Origin of the sequence: Pararhodobacter sp. (assembly GCF_034676075.1) — a bacterium.
Classification (GTDB): Bacteria; Pseudomonadota; Alphaproteobacteria; order Rhodobacterales; family Rhodobacteraceae; genus Pararhodobacter.
In genome coordinates, this window is the sequence record NZ_JAUCCQ010000135.1 from 1 (window position 1) to 10,947 (window position 10,947).

10 protein-coding genes are annotated in these 10,947 nt (G+C 68.4%); 3 read left to right on the forward strand and 7 right to left on the reverse strand.

Translation table 11 applies throughout. The features are described 5' to 3' along the window. On the forward strand, positions 1-118 hold a 118-nt coding region (locus VDQ18_RS20565; RefSeq protein ID WP_323022757.1), incomplete at its 5' end, for an NAD(P)/FAD-dependent oxidoreductase. A 246-nt stretch (positions 119-364) separates the two neighbouring features. Here the strand turns inward: VDQ18_RS20565 and VDQ18_RS20570 are convergent. The 5 genes from VDQ18_RS20570 to VDQ18_RS20590 form a co-directional block, all read right to left on the reverse strand. Then, positions 365-1,465, reverse strand: coding sequence for a flagellar motor switch protein FliG (locus tag VDQ18_RS20570; RefSeq protein WP_323022748.1), 1,101 nt, complete (start codon positions 1,463-1,465; stop codon positions 365-367). 286 nt (positions 1,466-1,751) lie between these two features. Continuing rightward, entirely contained in the window at positions 1,752-2,885 is a 1,134-nt protein-coding gene (gene ispG / locus VDQ18_RS20575) for a flavodoxin-dependent (E)-4-hydroxy-3-methylbut-2-enyl-diphosphate synthase (RefSeq protein ID WP_323022749.1), read from the reverse strand. Between the two features lie 118 nt (positions 2,886-3,003). Further along, positions 3,004-4,251 (reverse strand): helix-turn-helix domain-containing protein, encoded by a 1,248-nt coding sequence (locus VDQ18_RS20580; protein WP_323022750.1) that lies wholly within the window; start codon positions 4,249-4,251, stop codon positions 3,004-3,006. A gap of 151 nt (positions 4,252-4,402) precedes the next feature. After that, complete coding sequence (gene hemA, locus VDQ18_RS20585; RefSeq protein WP_323022751.1) at positions 4,403-5,632, reverse strand: 5-aminolevulinate synthase; 1,230 nt, start codon at positions 5,630-5,632, stop codon at positions 4,403-4,405. Positions 5,633-5,800: 168 nt separating this feature from the next. Beyond that, positions 5,801-6,382, reverse strand: a complete 582-nt coding sequence (locus tag VDQ18_RS20590; RefSeq protein ID WP_323022752.1) for a 5-aminolevulic acid synthase — start codon at positions 6,380-6,382, stop codon at positions 5,801-5,803. A gap of 195 nt (positions 6,383-6,577) precedes the next feature. Here VDQ18_RS20590 and VDQ18_RS20595 point away from each other — a divergent pair, with 195 nt between their 5' ends. Further along, positions 6,578-7,975 carry a M20/M25/M40 family metallo-hydrolase gene (locus VDQ18_RS20595; RefSeq protein WP_323022753.1) on the forward strand — a complete coding sequence of 466 codons (1,398 nt, stop codon included), beginning with the start codon at positions 6,578-6,580 and terminating at the stop codon, positions 7,973-7,975. 18 nt (positions 7,976-7,993) lie between these two features. Here VDQ18_RS20595 and VDQ18_RS20600 read toward each other — a convergent pair whose 3' ends face one another. Next, complete coding sequence (locus VDQ18_RS20600; protein WP_323022754.1) at positions 7,994-8,287, reverse strand: hypothetical protein; 294 nt, start codon at positions 8,285-8,287, stop codon at positions 7,994-7,996. Positions 8,288-8,513: 226 nt separating this feature from the next. Between VDQ18_RS20600 and VDQ18_RS20605 the strand changes: the two genes are divergently transcribed. Next, a complete protein-coding gene (locus VDQ18_RS20605; protein ID WP_323022755.1) occupies positions 8,514-9,695 on the forward strand; it encodes a cytochrome P450 in 1,182 nt (393 codons plus the stop codon). A 6-nt stretch (positions 9,696-9,701) separates the two neighbouring features. Here VDQ18_RS20605 and VDQ18_RS20610 read toward each other — a convergent pair whose 3' ends face one another. Continuing rightward, positions 9,702-10,850 (reverse strand): CapA family protein, encoded by a 1,149-nt coding sequence (locus VDQ18_RS20610; RefSeq protein ID WP_323022756.1) that lies wholly within the window; start codon positions 10,848-10,850, stop codon positions 9,702-9,704. Positions 10,851-10,947: the final 97 nt, after the last annotated feature.

Genomic DNA, 10,947 nt, shown 5'->3' on the forward strand with positions numbered 1-10,947 from the left:
GCGGGCGGTGCCGGGGCTCTATTTCGTGGGCGAGGTGGTCGATGTGACCGGCTGGTTGGGCGGGTACAATTTCCAATGGGCCTGGTCGTCGGGTTGGGCGGCGGGGCAGGTGGTGTGAGGCAGGCGGGCGGGTGCGTCCATCGCGAGGCTGGCTGAGGCGCGGTCCGCTGGGCAGCGGCCAGCCGCAGGGGGCGGCCTGACTTGGTGCCGAGGCACGCCTGGGCGAGGCATGCCGCTGCTGGCGGAAGGCGAACGGGGATCGCCGGCGGGTATCCCTAAGGACACCCTAGCGAGCGCACCATTGTCAGCGGAACGCGGGGCTTGCGCATTCTTTGCGGCTGCGGGCCGGGCCGCCCCGCCTGCCTTACTCGTCCTCGTCGCTGCGCAGGGTGATCTCGCCGGCCTCGACCAGGTTGCGGACAGCAGTGACGACGGCGGAGAGCGCGACTTCGGCCTCTTTCGGTTTGATCCGGCCGCGCGATTCGGCCTCGTCCCGCAGGGTGGCGGCCATGCGCTGGGACATGTTCGACAGAAGGAAGGTCGCGGCCTGCCCGTCGGCGCTGTCCGGCGCGGGCAGGGTGGCGGCAAGGGCGACGATCAGGTCGGCCTGCGACACCTCGCGCAGGATCTTCGGCACGTCGCGCGGGTTCACCCGGTCGGGGATATTGGCGAAGGTGAAGATCGCCTTGCGCACCCCTTCGGCGAAATCGCGGTCGTCTTCCTCGAGCCCGGTGAGCAGCGTGTCGCGGACCATGGCGGAGGTCGAATTGAGGATGGCGCCGACCCGTGTGGCGGGGGCGGCGGGGAAGGCGCGCGACGGCCTGCCGTCGATCTCCCGCGCGATGGAGGTGCCGATGCGCGAGACCATGTCGGGCGCGATCCCTTCGGTCAGCGAGACGCCGTAAGCCACGCGCCGCGCCCTTTCGCCCGGCATCTTGCCCAGCAATTCCGCCGCCTTGGTGACCGTGAGCTTGGACAGGACCACCGCCGCCACCTCGGCGCTTTCGGGCTCCAGCACCGTCAGCAGCGTGGCCGAGTCGGTCTGGGCGATGCGCTCCCAGGGGTCGATGCCGTCGCGCGCTTTCTGCCGCAGCCGGTAACTGGCGCCGGGGCTGAGCTTGCCGTCGAGCGCCTTCAGCGCGCCGCCGAGGCCACCGGCGAAGCTGAGCCCGACCTGTTCCAGCGTTTCCACGAATTCGCCGACCACGGCGCTGAGCGTGTCGCGGTCGACCAGCCGCATCTGGGCGATCGTTTCGGTCAGGGTGGTCTGCATCTCTTCCGGCAGGGAGGAGAGTTTGACATCCGCCCCTTCGGCGATCAGCAGCCGCACCAGGATCGCCGCCTTCTGCTTGCCGGTCAGGGCCGGGATCTTGCGGCCCGAGGGGGCATGGGCATGCGTGGGGGGCGGATCGGCCGCGGCGGCGGCGAGCGCGTCGAAGGAGAAAGGCGCGAGCTCTTGGGTCATGGCGATTCCGTTCTGCTGGGCCTCAGGGTGAGGGAACGCAGTTAATCGCCGGATAACGGGAGCGAGGAATCTTTGCGGCGGCGCTTGATCCAGATCAAGGCTTGATGCGGATGCAACGGTTATGCCGATACATGAAGGGCCGGGCCGATGCCTGATCTTCAACTCCCGTTTCCGGACGCACCTCCCTGCGGCCGGTCCACTGTTCCCGCCGCGAGACCTCCCTCTCGCGGCGTTCTTTTGTCAGCCTGACGGAAAAAAGCGGCGTCATTGCGGCGCCGCGCCGGGGTCAGCCGGAGACGGCCTCGCTGGCCCTGGCGGCGGCGTCAATCTCGGCCGCGCGCTTTTCGACCAGTTCGACGATATGGTCGACCATCCGCTCGTTCGAGAGTTTGTGGTCCTGCTTGCCGGCCATATAGACCATGCCCGAGCCCGCGCCGCCGCCGGTGAAGCCGATGTCGGTCATCAGCGCCTCGCCCGGGCCGTTGACGACGCAGCCGATGATCGACAGGCTCATCGGCGTCTTGATGTGGGACAGGCGCTCTTCCAGGATCTCGACGGTCTTGATCACGTCGAAACCCTGACGCGCGCAGCTGGGGCAGGAGATGATCTGCACGCCGCGGGTCCTGAGGCCCAGGGATTTCAGGATCTCGTAGCCGACCTTCACCTCCTGCACCGGATCGGCCGACAGCGAGACGCGGATCGTGTCGCCGATCCCGGCCCAGAGCAGGTTGCCCAGACCCACGGCCGATTTCACCGTGCCCGAGACGAAGCCGCCGGCCTCGGTGATGCCCAGATGGATGGGGGCGTCGGTGGCCTCGGCCAGTTGCTGATAGGCGGCGGCGGCGAGGAACACGTCGGAGGCCTTCACCGAGATCTTGAACTCGTGGAAATCGTTGTCCTGCAGGATGCGGATATGGTCGAGGCCGGATTCGACCATCGCATCCGGGCAAGGCTCGCCGTATTTATCCAGGAGGTGCTTTTCCAGCGAGCCCGCGTTGACGCCGATGCGGATGGAGCAGCCGTGGTCGCGGGCGGCCTTGATCACCTCGCGCACCCGGTCGGCCGAGCCGATGTTGCCGGGGTTGATGCGCAGGCAGGCCGCGCCCGCTTCGGCGGCCTCGATGGCGCGCTTGTAGTGGAAATGGATGTCGGCGACGATCGGCACCGGGCTTTCGCGGGTGATCTCGCGCAGCGCCCGGGTCGAGGATTCGTCAGGGGTCGAGACGCGGACGATATCGGCGCCGGCCTCGGCGGCGGCGATGACCTGGGCCAGCGTCGCCTTAACGTCCGAGCTGTCGGTATTGGTCATGGTCTGCACCGAGATCGGCGCGTCACCCCCCACGGGGACGCGGCCCACCATGATCTGGCGCGACTTGCGGCGCTCGATGTTGCGCCAGGGACGGATCGGGTTCAGCGACATGGGACGGGATCCTCGTTCGGAGCTGCCCCTGAGATAAGCAAGCGGGCGGAGCAGGGCAATGTGGCAAACGCACAAGGCCCGCGCGGGAGGCGCGGGCCTTGGAGGGATGTCGGGATCTTTACTGCTGCAGCTGGGCGACGAAGACGGCGAGGTCCTGATCGCGGCCCAGATCGGCGACCTGGAAGTCGGTGCGCAGCGCCTGCGCATCGAGCGCCACGTTGCGCACCACCTGGGCCCCCGGCGCGGCCGGTCCATACGCCTGACCGTTGATCAGGAAATAGACCGAGCCCGAGTTGCCCGCGTGCAGGGTCGGCGGCTGGTCGGTCTGCGGGATCGTGTAGCGCTCGCCTGCGTCGAGGATGCGCTCGAAGATCACCGTGCCGTCGGCGGCCCGGACGCGCAGCCACGAGGGACGCACGGCCAGCAGTTCCACCGTATCGGGACCGGCGCCGACCACCTGCGGGGCGGTTGCGTCGGTCGAGGCGGCCAGAGCCTCCATCACCGCGGCATCGGTCGAGGCCCCGGCGCTGGCCTGGGTCACGACCGGCATCGCGGTGTTGGGCACGATCGCGGCGATCGGTCCGTCGCGCGGCACCAGGACCGGCACGTCAAGCGCCGGTGCCCGGGCGATCCGCACGCGGCCTTCGGCGCCGGTCGCTGGGGCCTCGTCGCTCGCGGTCTGGGTGCCGGTCACGGTGGGCAGCGGCGCGGAGCCTGCGCCCGACAGCGGGTCGGTCTCGTTCGCGGCCAGCGCGCCGGAGCTGTGGCGCATCTCGGGCGCGAGCGGGTTGATGTCGCTGGCGACATGGGGAACCACATCGGCCGGGGCGACCTGCACGCGCTGCACTTCCTTCAGGACGGTCCAGCCAGCGTAGCCAAGGCCCAGGATCAGCGCCAGCAGCACGGTCACCGACCCCAGCGCACCGGGTTCGATCCGGCGCCAGAAGGGCTCGGGATCGGGCAGGATGCCGACGCCCCTCAGGGCGCCGCCGCGCTGTTCGACCAGTTCGGGGCGCGGCTGGCGGGGCGCGGAATTCGCGAAACCCGACATCCCGTGCGAGACCTGGAAGCCGTGCTCGAGGCAGAAGCGCTCGTAAACCCATTCGGGTTCCATGCCGAGATAGCGCGCGTAGGAGCGCACGAACCCGGCAATGAAGCTCGGCGTTTCGAATGCATGAAGATCGCCATTCTCGATGGCGGCGATATAGGTCGCCCGGATATGCAGCTCGCGCTGCACGTCCAGAAGCGACTTGCCGAGTGTTGCCCTCTCACCGCGCAGGACGTCCCCCAGGCGGAGCTCGAAATCATCGAACCCGCGTGGACTTTCATCGTGCTGCGCCGGAGGCTGTTCCTTGCGCCAGATCATCTGCCCCGTCCCTTGACCGCCTGCTCTTCTCGGGTCGCTTTTACCGAAGTCTCGCACCGCGTCGGGATGAACGGGGTCCGAGTCGCTTCGTAACGACCTCTTGATCACAGGTTTAGCAGATCCTGCGAACCAATTGAAGCGTAAGGCGTTGTCAGGCGGAGAGCTCGGCGCGATTCAGCGCACAATGTGACCAGAGTTGATCCATCGCGGCGACGACGCGGTCAATTTCCTTGGGATCGTGCACCGGCGAGGGGGTGAAGCGCAGACGCTCGGTCCCGCGGGGCACGGTCGGGTAGTTGATCGGCTGCACGTAAACGCCGTAACGGTCGAGCAACATGTCGGAAATCAGCTTGCAATGCACCGGATGGCCGACGTGCACGGGCACGATGTGGCTGCCGTGGTCGATGATCGGCAGGCCCAGCCCCTTGAGGCGCATTTTCAGGATCCGCGCATGCAGCTGCTGCTTGTCGCGCAGCGCCTGGCCATCGGCGGTCTTGAGGAAGGCGATGGAGGCGGCGCAGCCCGCGGCGACGGTCGGCGGCAGCGAGGTGGTGAAGATGAAGCCCGGCGCGTAAGACCTTATGGCGTCAACCATTTTCGCGCTTGCGGCAATGTAGCCGCCGAACACGCCGATGGCCTTGGCCATGGTGCCGTTGATGATGTCGATACGGTCCATCAGCCCGTCACGCTCGGCCACGCCGGCGCCGCGGGGGCCGTACATGCCGACCGCGTGCACCTCGTCGAGATAGGTGAGGGCGTTGAATTCGTCGGCCAGGTCGCAGAAGGCCTCGAGCGGACCGAAATCGCCATCCATCGAATAGATCGATTCGAAGGCGATGAGCTTCGGCGCCGCGGGATCATCGGCGGCCAGCAATTCGCGCAGATGCTCGACGTCGTTGTGGCGGAAGACGCGCTTGGCGCCACCATTGCGGCGCACGCCCTCGATCATCGAGGCGTGGTTCAGCGCGTCGGAATAGATGATCAGGCCGGGGAAGAGCTTCGGCAGCGTCGACAGCGTCGCGTCATTGGCAATATAAGCCGAGGTGAAGACCAGCGCGGCCTCTTTCTGGTGCAGATCGGCCAGTTCGGCCTCGAGCCGCTTGTGGTAGACCGTGGTGCCCGAGATGTTGCGCGTGCCGCCCGACCCGGCGCCGGTGGCATCCAGCGCCTCGTGCATGGCGGCCAGCACCACCGGATGCTGACCCATGCCCAGATAATCGTTGCCGCACCAGACCGAGATGTCCTTCTGCGTCCCGTCCTCTTTCGTCCAGACCGCGTGGGGGAACTGGCCGTTCTTGCGCTCGATGTCGATGAAGGTGCGGTAGCGGCCTTCGTCGTGCAGGCGTTGCAGGGCGGTGTCGAGGGCGGAATCGTAGGTCAAGTGTCTCTCCTGGCGTCCTGCTGGGTCCCGGTCGAAGCAATATCGAGGCGGCGATTGTCGGGCCCAAATCGAAAGCTGGGCGTTCTATGCATGTTTGAATGCGATAGAACCATGACCTGGATCAATTCAAAAAAGTGTCGCACCCCGTCGCATTCGCATGTTTTTCCGTCAATCCGCGATCACCACGGCACAATCGGAAACAGCGCTGTCCCCCCGGCAGGCGGCAATCGCCTCGGTTGCGGCGTTGCGGCCCTGGCCGATTCCCCATTGCCCCGAGCTGCCCGACGCAGCGAAAGCGCGGCTGCCGGTGGCGGCGCGGTACTGGTCGACAAAACCCTGCGTGGCATCGGCCGACAGCATCAGGGCGCGGGCCTGCCAGCCCTGCGGCCGCACCTCCAGCGCCAGTGCGCAGGCGCGTCCGCCCTGGCGGCGGCCGTTGCAGCCGTCGAGTGCGGCGGCGCGGGCGGCCTCGGGCGAATGGTAATTGGCGGCCAGCACGGTCGGCTCAGCCATGATCCCGGCATCGGGGGCGAAGGCGACTGCGGCATAATAGCGCTGGGTCTGCGCCACACTCATCAGCGCCGCCGTCTCCTGCGCCGAGAGGCCCGGCATGTCGTGGCGCACCACCTCGACCGCATCGGCGGCGTAAAGCTGCCCGGCGGCGGCGCGCGCGTCCACCGGGTCGGCCGCGGCGGGCAGGGCGAGGGCGGCGAAGACACTGGCAAGGACGAAAACGGAGCGGTGCGACATGGGCGATTCCTCGGAAAGGCGGGATGATTTCCTATATCGGGTTTGCCTAGGGGGTGCAGCCCCTTGCGCGGCGTTCCGGCCGCACACATTCGGTTGAAGGCCGGGGCTTCCGGCGGTCTTTCCCTACGTGCGGCCCGGCTGGACTTCGGCGCGGCGCCGGGACTAGGGTGACCGGGCAACCAGCAGGGATTTCCCATGACTTCCGACGCCGTTACCCCCGTTCTTTCGCATGTCGATGCCCATCTGGAGGAGTCGCTTCAGCGGCTGATGGGCCTGTTGCGCCTGCAGTCCATCTCGACCGACCCGGCCTTCAAGGCGGAATGCGACCGCACTGCCGACTGGCTGGTCGACGAGCTGGCAGACCTTGGCTTCGACGCGGCCAAGCATGTGACGCCGGGCCATCCCATGGTCGTGGCCCATGACGACGACAACGACGCCGACGAGGCGATGCATGTCCTCTTCTATGGTCACTACGACGTGCAACCCGTTGATCCGCTGAACCTTTGGGACCGTGACCCCTTTGACCCGCAAGTCGAGGACACGCCTGCCGGCAAGGTGATCCGCGGCCGGGGTGCCGCCGATGACAAGGGCCAGCTTATGACCTTTGTCGAGGCCTGCCGTGCCTGGAAGGCGGTCCATGGCAACCTGCCGATCAAGGTCTCGATGTTCTTCGAGGGCGAGGAGGAATCCGGCTCGCCCTCGCTCGTGCCCTACATGAAGGCCCATGCCGAGGATCTGAAGGCCGATCTGGCGCTGATCTGCGACACCGGCATGTTCGACCCGGAAACGCCGGCCATCACCACGGCGCTGCGCGGCCTCGCCAAGCTGGAACTGACCATCACCGGCCCGAACAAGGACCTGCATTCGGGCATGTTCGGCGGCGCCGCACGCAACCCCGCGCATGTCATGGCCAAGGTGCTGGCCGATCTGCATGACGAGAACGGCGCCTGCACGCTCGAAGGCTTCTACGACGGTGTGCCCGAACTCTCCAATTCGCAAAAGGCGCAATGGGAGAACCTCGGTTTCGACGCCGAAGGCTTCCTCGGCGGCGTCGGCCTCTCGGTTCCGGCGGGCGAAAAGGGCCGCTCGGTGCTGGAGATGGTCTGGTCGCGCCCGACCTGCGAGGTGAACGGCATGACCTCGGGCTATACCGGCGCCGGGTTCAAGACCGTGCTGCCGTCCAAGGCCATGGCCAAGATCAGCTTCCGTCTGGTCGGCACGCAGGACCCGCAGGCGATCCTGAAGGCGCTGGAGGCGCATGTCGCCGCCCGTCTGCCCGCCGATTGCAGCTATGCGATCCACGACCCCGAGGGCAGCCCCGCCACGACCATGCCGATCGAGAACCCGGCTTTCGAGGCGGCGCGCAAGGCGCTTTCCGACGAATGGCCGAAGCCCGCCGCCTTCATCGGCTGCGGCGGTTCGATCCCGATTGCCGGGTATTTCCAGAACCTTCTGGACATGGACGCCATGCTGATCGGCTTCGGTCTGGACGACGACCAGATCCATTCCCCGAACGAGAAATACAACCTCTCGGCCTATCACAAGGGGATCCGCAGCTGGGTGCGGGTGCTCGACGCCCTGTCGAAAGTCTGATCCGCGAAAGTCTGACGTTCAAAGGCGGGGCAGGGCGCGGTCAGCCGTGAGGCAGAAGAGCGCCCAGAGCCCCGCCGCCCCACAGGCCAGCCCCAGCCCGAGCGGCAGCCCGGGCCGGGCCAGCACCAGCGCCACCGGCAGCGCGAAAGCCAGCGCGCCCCAGCCCAGCGCCAGCAGCGGGCGGCGCTCGGGCTCGGGCACGATCAGCGCCACCGCCAGCACCCCGGCGATGCCGCTGGCAAGGCCCAGCACCTCGCCCCGGACCGGCACCATGACCGAAAGACCGGCCAGCAGCGCCAGTGCCAGCAGCACGATGGCGCCCCTCACGGACAGGGCGGGCAGGGCAAGGGGCAGCGAACCGGAGTGCGACCGGGGCGGGGGCGGGGCCGGATGGCGACGGGGAATGCTCATGCGGGTAAGACGGATGACGTCGCGTAAGGGTTCAACCGGGCGACGCTCTTTCCTGCCACGCCGGGCGGTTGCTTGACCTCGGCGGCGGCGGCGGGCACCGTCCGGCCCTCAGCCTTCCGGAAGACCCATGCAACGCCTCAGCCAATCGCCCACCGATCCCGATTTCGTCCAGAACCCCTATCCGTTCTATGACCGCGCCCGCGCCGCCGGTCGCGTGGTCTGGTGGGAGGATTACGCGATGCCCTGCGTCTTCGGCCATGCCGCGGCCAACCAGATCCTGCGCGACCGCCGTTTCGGCCGCGAGGTCCCGGTCGAGAAACAGCGCCCCATCGCCCCCCATACCGCGCCCTTCTACGCAATCGAGGCGCATTCCATGCTGGAGCTGGAGCCGCCCCGCCACACCCGCCTGCGCTCGTTGGTGCTGCGCGCCTTCACCGCCCGGCGGATCGAAGGCATGGGGCCCGAGATCGAGGCGCTGGCCCGCGCGTTGATCGCGGACTTCCCCGAAGGCCCCTTCGACCTGCTGCCAACCTTCGCCGAGGTCATCCCGGTGGTGGTGATCGCCCGGCTCCTGGGCGTGCCCGAGGGCATGAAGGACCAGCTTCTGGCCTGGTCGCATGCCATGGTCGGCATGTATCAGGCGGGGCGGACCCGGGCGATGGAGGATGCCGCCGCCACGGCCAGCGCCGAGTTCGCCGCTTTCCTGCGCGCCTATATCGACGAGCGGCGGCGCGCGCCGGGCGATGACCTCATCACCTCGCTGATCGCGGCCGAGGAGGCGGGCGAGAAACTCTCGACCGATGAGCTGATCTCGACCTGCGTCCTGCTGCTGAACGCGGGGCATGAGGCGACGGTGCATGCCATCGGTAATGGCGTGGCGGCGCTGCTGTCGCAGGGCGGGCCGCAGGACTGGCTCTCGCCCGAAAAGCGCGAGGGCACGGTCGAGGAGATCCTGCGCTGGGACCCGCCGCTGCACATGTTCACCCGCTGGGCCTATGAGCGGATCGAGGTTATGGGCCATGTCTTCGAACCGGGCGATCAGGTCGGCGTCATGCTGGCCGCCGCCGCCCGCGACCCGGCGGTGATCGAGGCGCCCGGGCGGTTCGATCCGATGCGACCCGGCAAGCCGCATCTTTCCTTCGGTGCGGGGTTGCATTTCTGCGTCGGAGCGCCGCTCGCCCGGCTGGAAATGCTGCGCGCCCTGCCGGTTTTGTTCGAGCTTTGCCCGGGGCTCAGGCTGGAGGGACGGCCGAGCTACGCCGCGACCTACCATTTCCACGGGCTGTCGGCGCTGATGGTCCGCCGCTGAAGGGGCTCAGGGCCGGTCCTGCGGGATCGGCGGCGCAGTCGGGCGGGCGACGCTGCGGCACTCGGCCGACAGGGCCCGCCCCGGGATCAGCCGTGCGAGCAGCGCCAGACCTGCCTCGGCCCGCGCGCCGTCGCCCGGGCGGGGCAGGGTCAACACCGGCCCCCGCTCGAAGCTCATCTGCATCGGCAGATAGGCCGCGCCCCCGACCCGCATCCCCGAGGCGCCCCGGCAGAGGTCGAGCCAGACCATCGGCGCGGTGGCCCGGTCCAGCGGCGGCTGGGCGGCGATGAAATTGCCGGTGGAATAGACGATCAGCGTGGGGCCAAGGGGACTGTCCAGCACCTCCCAGGGCTGCGGCACATGCGGATGCGTACCGATCACCGCCATCGCCCCGGCGGCGGCCAGATCCCGGGCCAGCGCCCGCTGCGCGCCGTCCGGCCGGGTCTGGTATTCCTGTCCCCAATGCGGCAGCACGATGACGCCCGCGCCCGCGCCGACCTCGGCCCGGACCGCGGCCAGCAATCCGGCCCGGTCACCGTAGCAGCGCGGGATCTGGCGCCCGGGATCGGCGATCCCGTTGGTGGAAAAGCTGCAGGCGATCAGCGACAAAGGCCCCAGCCGGGTCCGCAGCCTGAAGGGCTGCCAGCGCGGCCCGCCCGGGGCCACGCCGCCCACCGCCGCGATCCCCGCCGTCTCCAGCGCCGCGAGCGTCGCACCGACACCCGCGCTGCCCCGGTCCAGCGCGTGGTTGTTGGCCGTCGTCACCACGTCGATCCCGGCCCGGGCCAGATCGGCGAGCAGCGCGGGATGATAATTGAAGCGCGGATAGTCGGTATGGACCCGCCCGTCGAAAACCGGCCCCGGATCGGGCAAGTGCCTGCCGTCTGCCGTCAGCCCCGGCGCCACCGGCCCTTCCAGATTGGCGATGGCCAGATCCGAGCGCCGGAGCCAAGGCTCGGTCGCGCCCCAGATCGTGCCGAAACCCCTGGCATAGCCCTGCACCGCCAGCGCCTCATGCACCAGAACATCGCCGACGATTGCCAGCCGCAGCCGCGTCCCGCTGCAGATTGCCACCGGCGGCAGATCCACGGGCAGACAGGTCTGCGCCCGGGCCGGAGCCGCCAGCAGCAGGATAAAGGCAAGCACAAGACGCATCGGGCGAAGGGAACACGCCGCCCCGGGACCCGTCAACCACCCCATCTTCGTTCTGAAAATATCCTCGGGAGGATTTTCAAGGAGGGTGGAAAACCCT